Annotated in this window: 14 protein-coding genes; 8 read left to right on the top strand and 6 right to left on the bottom strand. The window is 43.9% G+C overall.

The genetic code is table 11. The features are described 5' to 3' along the window. Positions 1-140 precede the first annotated feature (140 nt). A complete protein-coding gene (locus H8S64_RS09730) occupies positions 141-2,702 on the top strand; it encodes an adenosylcobalamin-dependent ribonucleoside-diphosphate reductase (protein WP_186975930.1) in 2,562 nt (853 codons plus the stop codon). 228 nt (positions 2,703-2,930) lie between these two features. On the opposite strand, the gene rnr is transcribed toward H8S64_RS09730, so the two are convergent. After that, positions 2,931-5,213 (bottom strand): ribonuclease R, encoded by a 2,283-nt coding sequence (gene rnr, locus H8S64_RS09725; protein WP_186975929.1) that lies wholly within the window; start codon positions 5,211-5,213, stop codon positions 2,931-2,933. A gap of 239 nt (positions 5,214-5,452) precedes the next feature. Here rnr and H8S64_RS09720 point away from each other — a divergent pair, with 239 nt between their 5' ends. From H8S64_RS09720 to H8S64_RS09705, 4 genes are read left to right on the top strand one after another with little or no spacing between them, the layout of a single operon-like run. Next, entirely contained in the window at positions 5,453-6,901 is a 1,449-nt protein-coding gene (locus H8S64_RS09720; RefSeq protein WP_186975928.1) for a hypothetical protein, read from the top strand. Positions 6,902-6,943: 42 nt separating this feature from the next. Further along, positions 6,944-10,633 (top strand): SusC/RagA family TonB-linked outer membrane protein, encoded by a 3,690-nt coding sequence (locus tag H8S64_RS09715; RefSeq protein WP_186975927.1) that lies wholly within the window; start codon positions 6,944-6,946, stop codon positions 10,631-10,633. A gap of 13 nt (positions 10,634-10,646) precedes the next feature. Further along, the gene (locus H8S64_RS09710) at positions 10,647-12,194 is read left to right on the top strand and encodes a RagB/SusD family nutrient uptake outer membrane protein (RefSeq protein ID WP_186975926.1); all 1,548 of its coding nucleotides are present in this window, start codon (positions 10,647-10,649) and stop codon (positions 12,192-12,194) included. A 1-nt stretch (position 12,195) separates the two neighbouring features. After that, positions 12,196-13,218 carry a hypothetical protein gene (locus H8S64_RS09705; RefSeq protein WP_186975925.1) on the top strand — a complete coding sequence of 341 codons (1,023 nt, stop codon included), beginning with the start codon at positions 12,196-12,198 and terminating at the stop codon, positions 13,216-13,218. Positions 13,219-13,287: 69 nt separating this feature from the next. Here H8S64_RS09705 and H8S64_RS09700 read toward each other — a convergent pair whose 3' ends face one another. Continuing rightward, positions 13,288-14,256 (bottom strand): NAD-dependent epimerase/dehydratase family protein, encoded by a 969-nt coding sequence (locus H8S64_RS09700; RefSeq protein ID WP_099291712.1) that lies wholly within the window; start codon positions 14,254-14,256, stop codon positions 13,288-13,290. A 109-nt stretch (positions 14,257-14,365) separates the two neighbouring features. Then, complete coding sequence (gene rnhA / locus H8S64_RS09695) at positions 14,366-14,851, bottom strand: ribonuclease HI (protein ID WP_186975924.1); 486 nt, start codon at positions 14,849-14,851, stop codon at positions 14,366-14,368. Between the two features lie 90 nt (positions 14,852-14,941). Between rnhA and H8S64_RS09690 the strand changes: the two genes are divergently transcribed. Together H8S64_RS09690 and H8S64_RS09685 are read left to right on the top strand one after the other, a co-directional pair. Continuing rightward, positions 14,942-15,784 carry a helix-turn-helix domain-containing protein gene (locus tag H8S64_RS09690; protein WP_186975923.1) on the top strand — a complete coding sequence of 281 codons (843 nt, stop codon included), beginning with the start codon at positions 14,942-14,944 and terminating at the stop codon, positions 15,782-15,784. A 67-nt stretch (positions 15,785-15,851) separates the two neighbouring features. Next, a complete protein-coding gene (locus H8S64_RS09685; RefSeq protein WP_186975922.1) occupies positions 15,852-16,310 on the top strand; it encodes a DUF4405 domain-containing protein in 459 nt (152 codons plus the stop codon). Positions 16,311-16,321: 11 nt separating this feature from the next. Here the strand turns inward: H8S64_RS09685 and H8S64_RS09680 are convergent, their stop codons facing one another. Continuing rightward, on the bottom strand, positions 16,322-16,762 hold the full coding sequence (locus H8S64_RS09680; RefSeq protein WP_186975921.1) for an N-acetyltransferase: 441 nt from the start codon (positions 16,760-16,762) through the stop codon (positions 16,322-16,324). A 456-nt stretch (positions 16,763-17,218) separates the two neighbouring features. On the opposite strand from H8S64_RS09680, the gene H8S64_RS09675 reads away from it, so the two are divergent. Next, a complete protein-coding gene (locus tag H8S64_RS09675) occupies positions 17,219-19,966 on the top strand; it encodes an AlbA family DNA-binding domain-containing protein (RefSeq protein ID WP_186975920.1) in 2,748 nt (915 codons plus the stop codon). Positions 19,967-20,032: 66 nt separating this feature from the next. Here H8S64_RS09675 and H8S64_RS09670 read toward each other — a convergent pair whose 3' ends face one another. Beyond that, a complete protein-coding gene (locus tag H8S64_RS09670) occupies positions 20,033-20,350 on the bottom strand; it encodes a carboxypeptidase regulatory-like domain-containing protein (protein ID WP_186975919.1) in 318 nt (105 codons plus the stop codon). An 11-nt stretch (positions 20,351-20,361) separates the two neighbouring features. Next, positions 20,362-20,769, bottom strand: a complete 408-nt coding sequence (locus tag H8S64_RS09665; RefSeq protein ID WP_186975918.1) for a carboxypeptidase-like regulatory domain-containing protein — start codon at positions 20,767-20,769, stop codon at positions 20,362-20,364. Positions 20,770-20,794 lie beyond the last annotated feature (25 nt).

Genomic DNA, 20,794 nt, shown 5'->3' with positions numbered 1-20,794 from the left:
TTTTATTATCAGTGTTATGACTGATGATTTTGGAAAACTTGCAACAAGTGTTAGTAAAAATATTTTTCTAAGAAGTTTTTTTTCCATAGTTTTGTTCTGTTGGAAAAGGGACCAAAAAGAAAATTTATTATATACGCTAAATGGAACAAACTACAAAGAAAGTGGAGAAACAGAAACAGGCTGTAAACCAAAAGAAAGTGTACACGCAAGAAGAAGCTTATAGTAGTTCTCTTGATTATTTCAAGGGTGACGAGTTGGCTGCACGTGTTTGGGTGAGCAAATATGCTTTAAAAGACTCTTACGGGAATATTTTTGAGTTGAACCCGAATGATATGCACCGTCGTTTAGCTTCAGAAATCGCACGCATCGAAAAGACTTACGCCAACCCGATGAGTGAGGAGGAGATTTTTGAAGTTTTACGTGACTTCAAGTATATCGTACCGCAAGGAGGTCCGATGACCGGAATCGGTAACGATTATCAGATTGCTTCATTGTCTAACTGTTTCGTGATCGGTCACGACGGGCCTTCTGACTCTTACGGGGGAGTGATGAAGATAGATCAGGAGCAAGTACAATTAATGAAGCGAAGAGGCGGGGTGGGACATGACTTGTCGCATATTCGTCCCAAGGGCTCGCCGGTAAAGAATTCGGCTTTAACGTCAACAGGTATTGTTCCCTTTATGGAACGTTACTCTAACTCTACGCGCGAGGTTGCACAAGACGGTCGCCGGGGAGCTTTGATGTTGAGTGTGTCTATCAATCACCCGGATTCCGAGAGCTTTATCGATGCCAAGATGACGGAAGGTAAAGTGACCGGAGCAAATATTTCGGTAAAGATTGACGATGAATTCATGAATGCCGTTGTTGAGGAACGTGATTATATACAAAAATACCCGGTTTATTCCGATGAGCCGAAGAACGTGAAACAGATCAATGCCGTGAAGTTATGGAATAAGATCGTGTACAACGCTTGGAAATCCGCTGAACCGGGAATCTTGTTCTGGGATACGATTATTCGGGAAAGTATACCGGATTGCTACGCGGACTTGGGATATAGAACGGTATCTACCAATCCTTGCGGGGAGATTCCTTTGTGTCCGTATGATTCTTGTCGTTTGCTGGCGATTAACTTGTATTCATACGTGGTAAATCCTTTCACGAAAGAGGCTTATTTCGATTACGATTTATTCAAAAAGCACGTGGCTATCGCTCAACGGTTGATGGATGATATTATTGATCTGGAGCTTGAGAAGATTGATGCTATTTTGGACAAAATTAGTGCGGATCCGGAAGACGACGAGGTTAAGGGTGTTGAAATCCGTTTGTGGGAGAAGATTAAAACGAAAGCCAGAGAAGGACGTCGTACCGGAGTGGGTATCACTGCCGAGGGCGATATGCTGGCTGCTTTGGGTTTGCGTTACGGTAGCGATGAGGCTGTTGATTTCTCCGTGGATATTCACAAGCGATTGGCTATTGCCGCTTACGGTTCTTCTGTCGAGATGGCAAAAGAACGCGGGGCTTTCAAGATTTTTGATGCCAAGAGAGAGGAAAACAATCCGTTTATCACTCGTTTGAGAGAAGCTGATCCGGAGATGTACAAGGATATGGTGAAATACGGACGTCGTAATATTGCTTGTTTGACGATTGCACCCACGGGAACGACCAGTTTGATGACGCAGACGACTTCCGGTATCGAACCGGTGTTCTTGCCCGTTTACAAGAGAAGAAGAAAGGTAAACCCGAATGATAAGAATGTGCGTGTGGATTTCGTTGATGAGACGGGAGATGCTTACGAGGAATTTATAGTATTCCATCATAAGTTTGCCCTTTGGATGGAGAAAAACGGGTATGATGTACGCGAACGCTATACGGATGAGGAAATCGATGAGATGGTTGCCAAATCTCCTTACTACAAGGCTACATCCAATGATATCGATTGGGTAGCTAAAGTGCGTATGCAGGGGCGTGTGCAGAAATGGGTAGACCACTCTATCAGTGTTACCGTGAATCTGCCGGCAGACGTGACGGAGGAATTGGTGGGACAGCTTTATATCGAGGCTTGGAAGAGCGGTTGCAAGGGATGTACGGTTTATCGCGACGGTTCTCGTGCGGGAGTACTGGTTTCCAATAAAGATAAGAAGGATGAGGGAGCGATGCCGTCAAAACGTCCGAGAGAGTTGGATGCGGAGATCGTGCGTTTCCAGAACAACAAGGAAAAATGGATTGCTTTCATCGGTCTTTATAATGGCCGCCCTTACGAGATATTCACCGGTATTGCTGATGACGAGGAAGGTATCATGTTACCGAAAGCCGTGACGGATGGTAAAATTGTCAAGAATACGGACGAGGAAGGTAATAGCCGTTATGACTTCCAATTCTCTAACAAGAGAGGTTTCAAAACAACGGTTGAAGGGTTGTCTTACAAGTTTAACAAGGAGTACTGGAATTACGCCAAGTTGATTTCGGGAGTCTTGCGTTACGGGATGCCGATCAATCAAATCGTGGATTTAGTGGCAGCCATGGAATTTGATAACGAGAATATCAACACGTGGAAGAATGGTGTCGAGAGAGCTTTGCGGAAATTCATTCCGGACGGAACCGAGGCTACTGGTTCCGTGTGTGAGAATTGCGGTTCAAAATCTGTCGTTTATCAGGAAGGTTGTTTGATCTGTAAAGTTTGCGGGTCATCCAAGTGCGGTTGATGCTTGATGATAGAAAAATAAAACGAGGGCGTGTCGGAACATGCCCTCTTGTCCATAAGGTCTGAAAGTCCATAATGTCGTAAGGTCAAATGTACAGGTTGTTAATGTGTTATAGAGCTGAATACCATTGTGTTATTGAAATACAGACTTTATAGACTTTAGAGCCGAAGGCTCGACTTTATGAACTTTATAGACTAGAGGTGTGTCAGAACACACCTCTTTTATTTTTTATTTCTTTTTGCGGTTTCCTTTTCCACTTTTCCGGCCGGAAGCTGCATCTCCCCGTCGGCCTCGGCGGAATTTACGTTCCGGTTTTTCACGTCGGGAGGCAGGTGTTTGGGGGGTAACGGCAGGAGTGGTATTTTTACTTTCGCTTTCCACGAGGGCAAAATCGAGTTGGCGGGCAACGAGATTTGCTTTGGCTACTTTCACGAGTACTTGGTCCCCAAGCTGGTAAACTTTCCGGTGGTGGCGTCCCACGATACAGTAGTTTTCTTCGTCAAATTCATAGTAGTCACCTTCCAGTTCATTGATGGAAACCAGTCCCTCGCATTTGGTGTCATTCAGCTCCACGTAGAATCCCCATTGCGTGACACCGGAAATCGTTCCCATGAAATTTTCTCCTAATTTGTCACTCATGAACTCGACCTGCTTGTATTTGAACGAGGCTCTTTCCGCGTTAGATGCCACTTGTTCCATGTCGGAACAGTGCTTGCACATCTCCTCGTATTTTTCGGCATTGGCAGAACGTCCCCCGTCCAGATACCGTTGCAACAGTCGGTGAGTCATCACGTCGGGGTAACGACGGATGGGTGACGTGAAGTGCGAGTAATAATCGAAAGCCAGACCGTAGTGTCCCACGTTTACCGTGGAGTAAACGGCTTTTGCCATGGTACGGATAGCTAGTGTTTCGATCATGTTCTGTTCCGGACGGTTTTGTACATCTTCCATTAATTTGTTCATGGAAGAAGATAGTTGCCGGGGAGAGGTCGTGCGTATTTTATACCCGAATTTTGCTATGAAACGACCGAAGTCTTCCAGTTTTTCGGTATTGGGTTGCTCGTGGATACGGTACACGAAAGTTTTTGCTTTTTGCCCTTCTTTTGTTTTGCCGATTCTTTCGGCTACTTTTTTGTTGGCGAGCAGCATAAACTCTTCGATCAGCTTGTTGGCTTCTTTCGAGCGTTTAAAATATACTCCCGTGGGTTTACCTTTCTCGTCAATGTCGAAGCGTACTTCAATGCGGTCAAACGCGATAGCGCCGTTTTGGAAACGGGCAGCCCGTAGCTTCTGGGCAAGATCGTTCAGCGTTATTATTTCGGTTTTGAAATCGCCGTCTTCGCCCTCGATCATGGCTTGCGCTTCTTCATACGTGAAGCGTCTGTCCGATTTGATAACCGTCCGTCCGAACCATTGTTTAATCACTTCAGCGTTCTCGTTCAGTTCGAAGACTGCCGAGAAACAGAGTTTCTCTTCATTCGGACGCAGGGAACATAGCCCGTTGGATAAATGTTCCGGTAGCATGGGTATCGTGCGGTCCACGAGGTAAACAGAGGTTGCGCGGTTATACGCTTCTTTATCCAAGGTCGAGTCGGGTGTCACGTAAAAGCTGACGTCGGCAATGTGTATGCCTACCTCGTAGTTCCCGTTTTTTAATTTCCGGAACGAAAGGGCGTCGTCAAAGTCTTTGGCGTCTTTCGGATCGATCGTGAATGTTGTGATACCCCGGAAATCTCGTCGGTTTTTGATTTCTTCCTCGGGAATAGCGTCTTTTATTTTTTTCGCGGCTTTCTCCACCGTGGCGGGGAATTGAACCGGAAGCTCGAATTCTGCCATGATGGCGTTCATTTCGGTATCATTATCTCCCGGGGTACCCAGTACTTGGAGCACTTTGCCTATCGGGTTCTTTTGGTTTTCCGGCCATTCGGTAATCTTGACGATGGCTTTCTCCCCGTCTTTTGCCCCGTTCAATTCGTTCAACGGGATAAAGATATCGTAAGGCAGTTGTTTGCCGGTCGGTACAAGGAACGCGTATTGTTTGGAGCATTGGATGATACCCACGAAAGTTTCTTTCTTGCGTTCCAGAATCTCTACCACTTCCCCTTCCGGGCGACGTCTGGAACTTCGAGCGTAGAGCAAGACCTTTACTTTGTCCCCGTTCAAGGCATGGTTCAAACCGACCTGCGGGATAAACACGTCTTCCTTGCATTCGTCGGAAACCAAGTAGGCTGTGCCCTTGGCGGTCAAGTCGATGATTCCCGTGACGTAAACGGTACTTATTTTGAATTTAAATTGTCCGGTTGATTCTTCCGAGAGCATATTGTCGTTTTTCATCTCGTAGAGAACCGTCATGATCAACTGTTTCGCGTTCATGTTTTTGATCCCCAATCGCTGCGCCAACTGTTTGTAATTAAAATGTTCGTTGGGGTTCGCGGAGAATATATCGTATAACATCCGGCGTATTTCTTTTTTACCGATGTCTCGCTTTGTTTTTTTTTCTTTTCTTGGCATATTTTGAATTTAAATATAGGCTTGATTCCTGATCGTTGATTAAAACGAGGCTACTAATATACTAACTTTTTGTTTGAGTTTATACGTTTCTTCACGAGAGAATGATCCGTGTATAACTCTTTTCAGTGCTTTAATTATTATGAAATTTAAAAAATACTGAATTGTTGTACCCATTTTTTGTTTTTCTTTCGTTATGGACATGAACTTAATGGATTTTTTTACCAAAAACAAACATTTTTATGAAGAAAAGTATTGGATATTTTTTATGGGTGTCTTTTATCTTTATGCTGTTTGGTTGTGCTGAATTGTATAAAGGTGATGAGGATGAGCAAGTGGAGGTGATACTTCCTCCGGGGCCGACTTACACGACTGAAACAGAGCATACTTTAAATGTAGTGTATTACGTGCCTGCCGATGAATACGATAGGGAATATTGGCATTGGCGTCTATCCGGCTTCGCTCTTGACATGCAGAAGTATTTCGAATTGTGTTTGCAGAGAAACCGGATTCCCAACAAGAAATTCGGTTTGATCGTGAACGAGAATCCCGATTACGTGAAGATGCACTACATCAAGAGCTCTCTACCTACCGACCAGATGATAGAAAAGAACATGCCCAAGATGGCGGAAGAGGTGCTAGCTTATTTCGAGCAGCATCCAGAGGAAAAAACTAGCGATAACTACTTGGTATTTATGCCTAAATACACGGGTAGTTTTTGTGCGCATTATAGTTTGGGTACTTATTCCGGTATCGCTTTCTGTGGCGTGGATCATGAGAAATTTAAAGTACGTTATTTAACTTCAAGCCGGGGACGTGAAGCGCATTTGGCTTCTTACGGGGAGGTGCTGCATACTTTGGCACGTTCTTTCGGGGTTCCATTGGAATCACATAAAATGAGTAGTGCGACGTTTTCTCTCGTGGGAGCGGTAAAGTCAAAAGCTGTTAGTAAGATTTACAGGTGGGAGTGGTTTTACACGCGATATTGTAGTAACTCTGGAAATACACTAAATTTGCCTAAGGGGGGTATTTTGGATAAAGTGATTCTACCGGAAGCTGCGGCACGATTCTTGGAAAAACATCCATTGTTTAGTAATGTCGCTCCCGTGGAACCAGAGCCGTTGGAGGTGACGATCGACGAGTGGGATATAAGGAGTTTACCGGGTAATCCGGCGCTTGAGGAGGATTCTGTTTTTGTTGCTTGTACATTCCATAGTAATAAGCCTGTTGACGGGATAATTCTTTACAACGATCCGTGGGCTTCCCACGATGTCACCGTTTCGTATGAACCTATTAATGCTGCAAGTTATGCTGCATACCAGGCTGCAAGTGAGGCATTGGAACGCAATGAAACTTGGGATGGGGGTAACGATGCTTATGGTGTTTATAAAAATATATTGTATGCAGAGGATTTAGGGAATAACACCTATCGTGTCACTTTTGACATTGCCATGGGGGATTTATTTCTCAATAAACCGTTTTTTGGAACATGGTCTAAATCCTTTGGAGCGGAGTTACGGTTTAGATTTATTGGGAAAGATGGATCCCGCTGTCCGTCCTATCCCTCGGTAAAAGGATCTTTAACCTGTGAAACAGGGGGAGATTATAGGCGTTTGTATAGATTGTCATATACCGCATCAAATTCTCCGATTACGCATAATATTGCTACACTTTACGGTACTAAAGAGTAGAAATAATAGATGGCATTGATTTTTAATTATCAAATACAGATTATGAAAGAATTGAGTTTTCGTTTCAGGTTTAGAGGGAGTCCGAAATCGATAGAATGGATACGGGTGATAAAACTATTCGTTTTGTTTGTCATGTTGTCTTCGGAGTCACTTTTTGCTACCGTGAAGGCACAGCAGGTGAGATTGAATTTAGAGATAGAAAACAAGTCTTTGGTTGAGGTCATGGATTTGTTGAAAGAGAAAGCCGGGGTACAATTCGTGTATTCGGGTGCGGATGTGAAAAGTGTGAACAATATCTCGGTATCGATAAAAGATAAAAATGTGGTTGAGATATTGGATATCGTGTTGAAAGGAACCAATCTTACGTATGTGCAGGAAGGAAATTTGATTATCTTGCGCCATGCGACTCTAGTGCAGGCGAAAGACGAGAAGCCAAGAGTCGTGACGGGTACTGTGACAGGAATGGTGAAAACCGATACCCTTGCGGGTGTGACTGTGCAAATCAAGGGTACTACAGTGGGAACGGTTACCGACATCAAAGGACGTTACAAATTGACTCTACCTGTTAGTAATGATGTGGAATTGATTTTTTCGTTTATCGGGAAAAAAGCTAAAACGGTAAAATACACTGGACAAACCGAATTGAACGTGATTTTGGAAGACGATGCTGAAGCTTTGGATGAGGTGGTTGCTTTGGGATACTTGAACACGGATAAAAAGAAATTGACCAGTGCGGTAACCACCTTGAAAGCGGAGGACATCATGATGCCGGGGGTATCTTCTATTGACAAGATGTTGGAAGGACACGTACCGGGATTGATCTTCATGCAGAACTCCGGGCAGGTAGGGGCCACACCTCGTTTACGTATCCGGGGAACTTCCACCGTGTTGGGAAGTCAAGAACCTTTGTGGGTATTGGACGGTGTTGTATTGACTGATCCGGTGAATGTCGACCCAACTGACATCAACGATTTGGACTTCGTGAACTTGTTGGGAAACGCTATTTCCGGTTTGAATCCCTATGATATCGAGGACATCAACATATTGAAGGATGCCTCTGCCACTGCTTTGTATGGAACGAAAGCTGCCAATGGGGTAATTGTCATCACCACGAAAAAAGGGAAAGTGGGTCCCTTGCGCTTGAATTACCACGTGGACGGGAGTTTTGCCCGCCGCCCGCGTTATTCGGATCGGGCGATTTACTTGATGAATTCTCGAGAACGTGTCGATTACTCCCGCGAGGCAATAGAGAAAGGAATGAAATATAATAGTACTGAAGATGGATGGACTGGTTACGAGGCTTTGGTCGAGCAATACAAAAAAGGCTTGATTAGTTTCGATAAGTTCCAAGAAGAGGTTACCCGGTTTGAAACTATGAACACCGATTGGTTGGGTGAGATCACGAGAAACTCGTTCTCACACAATCACACACTCTCCTTCTCCGGGGGATCCGAGAATTTCAGGTATCATGCCTCCCTTGGTTATGGGCGGGAAAATGGTGTATTGGTCAAAGAGTCGGCTGATCGCTACAATTCGGTATTAAACTTGAATTTTACGCAAAATAAATTCAGTGCCCAATTTAAGTTGTCAGCTAATGTGCGCGAGCAAGACCATACTCCCGCAGATGTAGGTTTGATGGATTATGCTTATGGAACCAGTCGTGCAGTACCCTTGTACGATAAAGACGGGACGTTGCATTATCATCAGGTACAAAAAAACCAAAGACCTGTTTATTTTAACGTGTTGAATGAACGAGATAACTCTTATAATAAGGTGAAAGGCCACACGGTAAGTTTTATGACTAATTTGTCTTATGAGATTATCCCTCGTTTGAAAGCGCAGGCAACTCTCTCGTATTCACTGTCCGATACGGATAATGAAACCTATCACGCTGAAAATACTGCGTATGCGTACGGTTATTCTTACTTTCAGAAAGATCCGCGGTACAATGATTTCGTATCTAATAGACAAGCAACATTGCCTTTCGGGGGAGAATTACAGAAGGATAACACGAAAAACAATAGTTATACCCTGCGTGGGCAAGTTAATTACTACCATTATTTGGATGAGTACGAGCAGCATATGCTGTCTGTAGACGTGGGGGGAGAGTTGAGTTCTTCCAAATATACAGGATTTGCTAAAACTATCCGTTGTTATTTGCCGGATCGCGGTATGACGGTAAATAAGGTGGATGAAGAAGTGTACTTTAAGTATGCAGAGTGGTTAGCCTCTGATCCCAATGCTTTGGGTAAATTGAAAGATAGAACCTCCAACAAAGTCGGGTTGTATGGGTCATTGACTTATAGTTTCCGTAATGCTTATATTTTCAACGTGAATGCCCGTTTGGATTTCTCTAATGAATTCGGTAATCTGACAAATGACAAGATTCTCCCGGTCTGGTCGTTGTCCGGACGCTGGAATTTGAAAGAGAATGTGCTTGCTAATGTGAATTGGATTAACAACGTGGCGTTGCGTGCTTCTTTTGGTTACCAGGGAAATATCACCAACGAGGCTACTCCGGAATTGATTATTCAAAAGGGTGAGGTAAATCAGGTATTCAACGAATATCAATCCACGATTAAGACTTTCCCGAATCCGGATTTGGGATGGGAGAAGACGGCTTCGTTCAACACGAGTGTCGATTTCTCTTTGTTTAACAACTCGTTGAAAGGTATGGTTTCCTACTTCTACAAGAAAACCAAAAATGCCTACTTGACCAAAAAGGTGTCTCGCGTAAATGGGGTTGCTTCTTACAAGGTGAACGAAGGTACAGTGGAGAACTCCGGATTCGAGTTTAGTTTCAATATTGTTCCGATGAATCGCATGCTTTCCGATATCAGCTCCAGCGGTGAGCGGAAAGGATTCCGTTGGAGTATCGACCCGCAATTGGGGCAGGTGGTGAATAAGTTGATCAATAAATTGGGACGAGGTAGCGATTTCGATCCTTTGCATGACGATTTCAACTATCAAGACTATTTGAATGGAAACGCTTACGTGAATGGGCGTCCATTGAATTCTTTCTTTTCTTACGAATTCACTGGATTGGATCCGGCAGATGGGCGTCCCACTTTTGCCCGAGTGGAAGAGGATCTTTGGGATCAATATATTGATATGCCAAAGAGTAAGGTGTTTACTACCATCATGCAATACTCCGGGTGCCGGGTGCCTTACTTGCAGGGAGGGATTTCTAACACGTTTGAGTATAACAACTTTATCTTGAGTTTTAACCTTGCTTACAGCATCGGTTCCAAGGTGCGTTTGTTAAAATTGTATGATAATGTTAGTGGTTCCAGCGTTCCACAACCGATCAAAAATATGCGCAAGGAATTTGTGCATCGTTGGAAACGTCCCGGGGATGAAAAAAACACCAATATTCCGGGAATGTTGAAGGCTGAAGATTTTTCGGCTTCTATAAATAGCCCTTGGTGGAAAAACGAACCGTTTAAGTTTGCCGATCACATTTGGCAGATGTACGATTTCTCGAATATTCGAGTAGTGAGTGGTAATTATCTGAAATTACAATCCATGAGTTTGCGATACGTGATGCCGCAAAAGATCTGCAAGCACTTGCACGTGAAGAATATGTATGTGTCCTTGTCGGGATCGAATCTATTTACTTGGAGTGCGAAGGAGTTGCGCGGACAGGATCCGACCTCGCAGTCTGGGTCTGCTGATCGCATTAACTTGTCCGTGCGTCCCACTTATTCTTTTAGTATAGATGTATCATTCTAAAAATTGTAAACTTATGAAAAAAAGATATATATTTCTGATTTGCTTGTTAGGTTGCCTGTGGGGGGCTTGTGGCGATTTTCTGACAGAAGAGTCCCACGAGTTGATGTATGCCCGCGATTGTAAGGATATGGAAGAGTTGTTGATCGGTAACGGGTACATGAAAGCGGATTTGGTATTCAATGCTGCTGGTTTTGATATGAAACTACCTAAATCCTATTATTCTTGGTTGCACGTGATGGACGATGATGTGCAGGCGGCTATCGCCGGTCAGGAGTTGATCAAGGGTGTTTTTACCAATAAAATGCGTGCCTTTTACTGTTGGGAAGCTTCTCCGTTTAATATCAAGGGAGATGCTTTCGAGGATAAAAACTGGGCTACACTGTATGAACACATTGCGGTGTTGAACGTGATCCTGAATAAGGTGGAGGAGTTCACACACGATAAGGAAGAGGACCGTAACAGCGTGCGGGGGCAATGCCATTTTCTCCGGGCGGCGTACTATTACTTGTTGGTGAATCTCTATGCCAAGCCTTATGACCCGGTGACGGCATCTAGTGATTTGGGTGTTCCCCTGAAATTATCTCCCATTGTGGAGGACAAGAATTTCACCCGCACCCCAGTGGATTCCGTTTACAATCAAATCGTGCATGATTTGCAAATGGCAGTCGATTACTTGGAAGGAATCGAGATGCCTTCTGTCAATCGGGCGAACCAAGATGCGGCACGCCTCTTGTTGAGTCGCGTGTATTGCTATATGGGTAAATGGGATTTGGTTCCGGAGCTTTGCCGGGAAATCTTGAAAGGGAAGTATTCCTTGATGAACATGAAAAGTTCGGGGCAAGCAACATGGTTGTATAACGGTTGTCCTGAGATTATTTTTACCCAGGGACAAAGTTTTGGAGCGGGGGTATTCTATCAAGAAAATCACGCTGATATGGTGGATGCCATTGCGATTTCTCCGGATCTGTTGGAAGTGTTCTCGGAAGAGGATGGCGATGTGCGTAAAAATTTGGTGTGTAGAGAGCATAAGTATGGTGGATTTTTGTTGCCGGCAAAGTTAACGGGGAAGGATACTGCAACCTTGAATTCTATGAAAACCTACATCTCGGATTGTTTCTTGTTGCGTTTACCTGAAGTACATTTGAACCTGGCGGAGGCATTGGCGATGATCGATCAGGATGGTGAGGCAAGAGTAGTGTTAGCGGATTTGATGAAAACCCGGATTCCCAATTTGAGAACCTTGACGGAGTCCGGCGAGGCTTTAGTGAAATTGATCCGTAAGGAGAGAAGACGGGAGTTATGCTTCGAGTGCCAACGTTGGTTTGACTTGCGTCGTTATGCGGTCAGTCCCAAGTATCCGGAAGCACTCTCTATCCGTCACGGCATGTTTGAGCATAATGCAGGTGATGCAGAGGATAAGGGGACCTATATTGGATATTACGAGTTACCTGCTTATCCGGATGGAGCTTGGGTGATGCCGATCCCCACGTATGAGATCGAGCAGACCGAAGGTGCTATTATACAAAATGAACGAGTAAATTGTATTTTTAAAGAAGAATAAGATGATGAAAAATATATTATTAAGCCTTTTCTTGGCTTGTGGCCTAATTATGGCTTGTTCCGATGACGAAACACCAAGTCCCTCCTATGAGGAGCGGGATTGGTGGGTACTTACCTACGATCCGAATGCTGATGAATTGGATCAATTGATTTATAAGATATACGATGAAACTGGTTTACGGTTTTTCTATAACGATACCATAGGTACGGAAACTCGCTATACTTATGGAGAGCCTTATACTCATTATCAAACCTATATGATGGGGTACGATTTCAAACGTTCGGGAAAAACAACTTCTGCCAATTATCGTTTGTCTTACGACCGGGGAATAATCAAGGATTTTATCGATTATTATTTCTTGGTCGTCGATCCGGTATTGAATACATCGTCTTTTTTCTATAAACATTTTTTTATTGTAGATACAGTATTTAATAGTACGGGGAACTCTACTGTATTGCCTTATTGGAACGATGTAGCCAATGCTACTGTTGTGGTGAGTATGACCGATGTAACCAAGAAGCATTTCAACACGTTGACGGAGGATGAAAGAAAGGGGTTGATGATTAACGTGTTGTTGAAGCAGGTGTACGATTTGTTCGGTGGGGATGGTGCTGGAAACAATGAAGAGTTGCAAGGTTTCTTCGATATAACTAACAACTCGGCGGAATGGCCGACGACATTGACCGGTGCTCCTTACGCTAAAGGTTTTAAATTGACAACTTCTACCCCCGATCGTTTCCCCGATGGAAAACTGATTACAGAATACGATAATCTTCCGTATAGATTTGGCGTCTTGTCAGTTCGAAGTGTTACTTCAACATATTATAATTTTATATTTAAGCAGGTTGATTTTATGGATTATTTGACTCTGGTTTTGACTCATACAGATGCTGAAATTAGGGAAATGTATGGACATCAGGAACTGATAATGCAGAAATACGAGTACTTGAAAGCTGTATTGGAAAAAAATGGTTTAGGAAAGTTTTTAGGTTATGAAAAGAAATTGGGTGAAGTAGAAGATTAATCGTGAACAGATAAACAATAAAAAATCCGGATTCTTAAACCCGGATTTTTTATTTATTGAGAAAAGGTTTTATTTAATTAATCCCTTGTCAAATTTCTCTTTCACTTTTACCAACATATCATTGGTCATGCTGGTAAGGTCGTATTTCGGTGCCCAGCCCCATTCCTCACGGGCGCAAGTGTCGTCCATGCTGTTTGGCCAACTGTTGGCGATAGCTTGTTTTACCGGGTCGATTTGATAATCCATTTTGAAGTCCGGGATATGTTTGCGGATTTCTGCCGCAATTTGTTCCGGCTCGAAACTCATGGACGCGATGTTGAAGCTGTTCCGGTGTTTCAGTTTGCTGGGGTCGGCTTCCATCAAAGTAACCACGGCGTTCAAGGCGTCCGGCATGTACATCATGTCCATGTAGGTGCCTTCCTGCACGTTGCAAGTGAATGAACCTTTCCGGATGGCGTCATAGTAGATTTCCACGGCGTAGTCCGTGGTTCCCCCGCCGGGAAGAGTCACGTATGAAATCAATCCCGGGAAGCGTACGCTACGCGTGTCTACCCCGAAACGGTGGAAATAATAGTCGCTTAGAAGTTCCCCGGTTACCTTACAAACACCGTAAATCGTGGTGTTTGAACGTTGCAGGGTGTCCTGCGGGGTTTTGTCTTTCGGGGTGTCGTTACCGAAAGCACCGATAGAACTCGGCGTGAACACGGCGCAATTGTTGTCCTTCGCGATATACAGGGAGTTGGTCAACGCCCCGATGTTAATATCCCATGCCAGTTTCGGGTTTTTCTCTCCCGTGGCAGACAATAAGGCAACCAGGTTGAAGATGGTATCAATATTGTATTTTTTCACGATGGCACTGAATCCCTCTCCGTCAAGAGCGTTCAATTCCTCGAAAGGACCCGCTTCTGCCAATGCTTTACATTTTTCAGCACTGATATCGGCTGCCACTACATTGTTATCTCCATAGATAGATCTCAGATAAGGAACCAGTTCGGAACCGATTTGTCCCCCTGCACCAACGATTAATATTTTCTTCATCTCGATAGTTTTTTATGACGAACGATGTTATTTTTCTATATTAGATTGTAGCGCGAAAATAATTAATTTAAAACGTTAGAGAGTAACAAACGGGAATTTTTTTTGCCTTTTAACTGAAAATTTGTTCGTTTGAACGCCCTTCTGCTTCATAATATTCATCTATCTGTAAGTTAGGGGCTTTGTAGGCGGCAACGGCGAGTTGGTCGCAGCGTTCGTTTTCAGGTATATTGGCGTGTCCTTTTATCCAGACGAACTTCACGTTGTGTTTGCGATAGAGTACTAAAAATTGTTGCCACAGGTCGGGATTCTTTTTATCCTTGAATCTTTTTTTCTCCCACCCGAACACCCAACCTTTTTCGACGGCGTCGACGACGTATTTCGAATCAGAGTATATCGTGACGTTGCTTCCCGGGAAGCGCAGGGCATTCAGCCCGATGATAACGGCAAGCAATTCCATGCGGTTGTTCGTCGTGAGCCGGAAGCCTTCCGACAATTCTTTCCGGTGCGGTCCCGCCATAAGCACGACCCCGTATCCCCCGGGACCGGGATTCCCGCTGGCTGCACCGTCTGTGTATATCGTGATATCTTGTGGCATATGTAATATTTGAGGACGTAAAAGTAAAAATTTAGTTTGATATTATCCCGACCTTTTCCGGTAATTTGCTAACTTCGCAAAAAACATTGAATGACAGGTATTCCTACACATAAAATGGTTTGGCAATCCGATTTCGGGATATTCGCGAAGGAACTTTCTCCTTTTTCAGCGAAACGACCTATTGATTATACTCATCGGGACGAGTATTACATATTTGGTATGGTAGAGAGCGGGACGTGTCGTGTCGGTATTGATTTCAATGATTGTTGTTTGTCGGCAGGCGATGTGATTTGTATCCAGCCGAACCAAGTCCACCATGTTGTCGATGCAGGTGACGTGAAGGCATTTCTTTTATTCATGGACGGGGTGTTTATAGATATTCCGACGAAACAAGTCCTCGCTGAATACGCGCTATCGCCGCTATCATTCAAAGTGAATGACATGCAGCGTGTCGAGTTGACTCAACTCTTTTCTATGATTTTCCGCCGAATCGATGAGCGGGAGTGTGATGAATCGAAAGCTACTCTGCAAAATTTGTCATGCGCGGTCGTTGGAATAATAACGGATGCCATTCGGAAAATTGTCAAGCAACAATCTAAAAAAAGAAGACGTGTCGAAATTGCGTTGGCTTTTAAAGAATTGCTTTCAAAAGAAAGGGTGATAAACAGGGGTGTATCTCGTTACGCGGAATTGTTGTGCGTATCCCCGGTGTATCTGAATGAAGTGATTAAGGACATTACAGGCGTGAGTGTAAGCAAATATATTCAAAACGAACTCCTATTGAGGGCTAAACGGATGTTGATATATACATCTATGAATATAAGGGAGATAGCTGTTTGTCTGGGAGTGGACGATTATGCTTATTTTACCAGATTATTTACAAAAGTCGTGGGCGTGAATCCTACTTCCTACCGGAAGAAATACCTCGAATAGTACAATTTTAACCTTGTATATTCTATTTTTCTGTTTGTCAATTCATTGTAGTTTTGGAGCAAAAAAGATGAATAGAAGTAAATTTATTTACTTGACGGATTTGATATTGGTTTTCGTGTTCGTCCTGTCGTTCTATACGGGTGTAGAGTTGCATATCGCGGGGCATGGCATCAACCATGCAACGTGGCATAACTGGGCAGTATTTCATACGATTGTCAGCTTGTTGTTTATGGCGTTTGGAATTATTCATATCAGGAGCCATTGGGGGTGGTATGGAGGGTTGAAAAGGAAAGGCTGTAAAGGCAAAGGAAAAGTAGTTTTGTTGTTGTCAATTGTTTTCGTGTTGGTTGTCGTGTCCGGGTTAGTGGTACTGTTTTTCGTGAATGGCGCTAATTCCTCGATAGGATTGTTGCATTACAAAACCGGTATTGTTGTGGGGGCATTGGGAGTTCTTCACGTGTTGGAGCGAAAGCGGATGCTGTATAAAGGTGTTTTGACTTGTGTATTCGGTAAAAAGAAAGAATGAGAATAGTTATTTTATCGGTCTTGAATTTGGTACACCATGACATATTCCTTCTGCCCGGTAGCCTCGTCTTCCTGTTCTCGTGTAATTTTGAAGCCTTGGTGTTTATAGAACGTGACGGCTCGTGTGTTTTCCCGGTAAACGTTTAGCTCCAGTTCGGGTTTTAGTGTTTTCGCGTAAGTCATCAATGCTTGCCCGATTCCTTTACCTTGTCGGGCGGGAGCCACGAATAGGGCGGCGAGGTAATTTCCCGATAGGGAAATAAATCCGGTGATTTCTCCGGTTGTATCATCCGTGTGAACGAAAGTTTCGCTTCGGGGTATATATGTTTCGCGCATGCTTGCCGTGTTGTTTTCCCAGTAGGAACGGGGAATGAAATAGTGGGCGATGGCAGATGCTTCCAGCCATATCCGGATAACGGCATCTTCATCTCGTGGTTGGAACTTTCTAATCATGGACTTTCGTGTGTTATGCGGGAACAAATGTATATAAAATAATTTGTAATCGTTGATTATCCTTTAAGCATGGGTTTTACTATGGCATTGCACGGGTTTTGGGTGACTTTTGGGCGAGGTTTAGGCGGCATCGCCTACTCTTCGCCCGTACTTCACCTACACTTCGCCCACGTTTTAGTAAAGAATATGCTTTTTTAACACACGCGGGAGGAATGTTGTTCCCGGCATTAGAAATGCGGGAAATAGGCGAGCTTTACGCTTTATCATAGGCTATCCCCTTGAAATGTTTAGTATAACTCTTTATCATTTCATGATGTTTTTATGCGTATGAGAGCATATTTTCGAAAAAAAGTCCTTTCTTTGCATAGTGGTTAATCGGGAGGGGGTGATTTCATGTGCCTTATTATCATGAAAAGTTGATGTTCACGAAAGTGCGCTTGTTTAAATGTATTTACGATGATGAATAAGATTGTAAAAGATAAGTCGATTGATATCGTGACTCTTGAGCGTTTGTTTGAAGAGGTATGTTTCACGGGGGAGGAAGCGGAAGTTCTTGAGAAGTACACTTGTGATTATGATTTTACCTCTGTCGAGAAACAGGGGCCGGAGTGGATTTTTTCTTTGTTGAATGTCATTCGGTCGGAACTGGCGGGAGAGGAAATCGTGATAGAGGATTATCGTTACCTGAACGGCGTGTTTATTCGTGTTCTGGAATGGTTGATCGAGGGGTCGACTTATTTAAAATGTTACGAGGGCGTCAAGTTGAATGACCAGCGGATGCTGGTGGAACGTTACTTGGATGAGGCTCTCGCGTCGAGAGAGGCGATCCGGCTGATAGACACGGAGGGCGAGGGGGATTACGTGACGGATAAGTTGCGGAAGTTGACCTTGTCGGGCTATCTGTTTAAAAAGTCGTTGGTGTGGATTACCCTGTCAACAATCGTGCGTTTCAGTCCCCGCTTGCATCTTTTACCGGCAGAAGGTTTTGTGCTTTTGGTGTATCACACGTTGAACAAGAATTTCCCGCGGGTGACAGAATGCATGAACGAGCGGGTGGCATTGATGCGGGAACAAGATGATATTTTAAGTTTCGAGGGTAGGACGGAAGAACAGCTTCAAGATACGGTTTGGATTCTCGGCGCGAAATTGTTGTCGGGAGTTCCCGTGCAGGAAGAATTTGCCTGCCTGCGTTCCATGTTTTTCAGGTACCTGTATATTTTAGGGGAGAAAAAAGAGGAGTTGTTCCGGGAGAACGCTTTCAATTCCCTCTTGTTTAACCAGAAGAATCCGGTTTTTGCTTGGGAGGATTTGTTGAAATTCTCGTTTGACGACTTGAAAGCCGTGATAGAGGAGAAGTCGGTTGCGGCTTTGAGAAATTGTCAAGGACGGATGTTTGACGGGAAGGGACAGGTACTGGTAGACAACAAGGCAATCACTTTATCTGCACCGACTTCCATGAAATTCGACATGGTGGCGGAGATTAACGGGATGGCGTTGAAAGTCGGGAGTAACAAGAGAAAATTAGTCTTCGACGGGGAACTTGCTGAAGTGACAAAATCATGGAGAGGCGTGTTCGCCGATTTCTCGGATGAACTCAAGAAGAATGTTTTGAAGAAAAGACGTCCGCCCGTGGGCGTGAGCGTGACGATAAAGATAAAATTGATATATAACCAGAACCCGACGTTGGCGTTCGTGTCGGTCGTGGACGACCAGTACGAGGGGGACGGGGTGCTGCACGTGAGCCATATTACACGGGCAAAACTGGATACGATTGAAGATATTTTGCATCCCGGCGATTTGTTGCAGGCGACCGTGGTCGAGTCGAGCGAGGAGAAGCTTCAATTTTCGATTTGGGAGGAGTTGAATCGTTCGGCAGCCGTGCGTCTGGATGCCGGGGACGAGTGCAACGCTTTATTCCTGTACGAGAAAAACGAATTGTTGATTTGGCTTTCTGAAAACGGGTATATCGTTTACACGAGTGTCCCGGAAGGAATGGAGATAAAAGAGAATGATTGTTATTTATTGAGAATAACCGAGATACCGACCCGGGGACGGATAAGGGGAGAAATGGTACAGGCCTCGACCGAGTCTTTTGACCGGCATGATGCCGTGTCGAACCTCGTGTATGAATACTTGGGTGATTGTAAACGTTTTAGGGAAGGCGACGTGCAGGCGAATTTTAACATGGGCAAGATAGAACGGTCTGTGGATATTTCGCACGGGTACGTGAAGGAATTGATTCGTTTGTTACAGTTCTATTTGACACGGGAGGTTAGTCTGGGTAATCTTAATTTGCTTTATTTTATTCGGTTGCTCTCTCACGTGTTGGGTGATAATCGGCTGAAGACTTATTATGATTGCTTGATAAATTACTTGATCATAAGATACGAGTTCGTGGAAGAAGGGGATGTCAGGAAGATCGATTTGGATTTTTTGGAACGTGATTTCCAACGTTTCCCCGCTTTGGAGCGACAGTGGACAATTATCAAGATTCTTGCGGCATGTAAAGACGGTTCGTGCGCGGATGAGCTGGTGCGTTACTCTCGTTCGGGAGATGAAGATGTCGCGAATGTCGCGAAATATATACTGGAAAAGGAGTTGCCGGGGCATACGGTTGGGACTTCCCGCTTGATACATGATGAACTTCTGGCTTTGCTATCTTTCAAAAAGGAAGAACAGGAAGAATTGACGTTTGGCGAGCGGAATTTCGTGCGGGAGTTTATGGAGTCAATCGTGTATCCCGCGGGTTCGAGAGGTGCGGACGTGGAAGCGCAAATCGATATAATGATGTGCGCGATATGCGGTTTCTTGAATGAACAGGGCGGGGTGGTCTATATCGGGGTGAATGACGAGGGCGAACCTGTCGGTGTACACGGCGATCTGGAGTATTTGTATTGCGTACCGGACAAGTACGAATTATTCCTGCATAAGAGAATTATTGAGGCATTCGGTGCTAATATAGATAGCTTGACTTTGATTAGATACCGGGAGGTTGATGATTGTCTGGTTTTCGCTGTATCAGTCCCGCCTTATCATCAGGTGGTAAAGTATGATTCTATTGTTTGGGAAAGAAGAGGGGAGGAGCTGTTGGAAATGCAGGGGGAAGACGTGAAAGTTTTGGAAGAGAAGCGGAAAACGGTGGAACCGGGTATCATGGCAAGAGAACCGTTATTCCCGGGGGATAAAGGGTATAATAGTTTGTAGATTCATATTTCCGGCGGAGAAGCTGATAAACATACAGTTTCCCCGCCGGAAAGTTTCTTGATAGGTCTACTTTTTAGCTTTTTGCAGAACAATATCGATTTGTGTTTTCTGACCTACGGAGACCTCTTGTGTTTTCATTTCTTTTTTCGAGAAAACCAGTGTGTCTGCGTTTGTCACGAAAAGAACGTAAGTTCCTTTCGTGTTTGTGCGTGTGCCAACTTCTCTTCCTTTAATCATAATCGTAACATCGCTCAAAGGTTTTCCCGTGGTATCTGTTACTGTACCAGTGACTTTTTTCTGGATGTCAAGTGCATTTGTCGATAAATGATTACCGAGGATAATTCCACCTAAGATAAGGAGAATGAATACAATCTTTGTTCGCATAATAGAGGTTTTTAGATAATGCTTTTAATAATCTGTTCTTTCGTGTAATTTAGAGTAGTATTTGGTATTGTCTGCTGGTTTTGAAGTTGGGGGGATTTTTTTGAAATCTCTCCTTGTAAGATAACATTAATTACAGTTTGATTTTTTACTTGAACTTTTTGAGTTTGCATTCCAATGAATGAAAATTCGAGAACATTTTTTGAGGTGACATAGATAGTGTAATTCCCCTCGGCATCTGTAATAGCACCGGTGTTAGTACCTTTGATTTTAACTGTTGCTCCAGCTATTGGTTCACCTTGGGCGTTAGTGACTTTTCCTGTTACTTTAAATTGTTGATCTACAGCCATTGTAATAAGACTAATTCCTAATAGTAGGGTAAAGAGCATTGTAGCCTTTCTGATAAATGTTTTTGTTTTCATGTTTTAAAATTTTAGATTAGTATTA

Source organism: Butyricimonas hominis (assembly GCF_014287455.1).
GTDB lineage: Bacteria > Bacteroidota > Bacteroidia > Bacteroidales > Marinifilaceae > Butyricimonas > Butyricimonas muris.
Note: the sequence above shows the minus strand (reverse complement) of the source record. Positions and strands in the feature narration are given on the sequence as shown.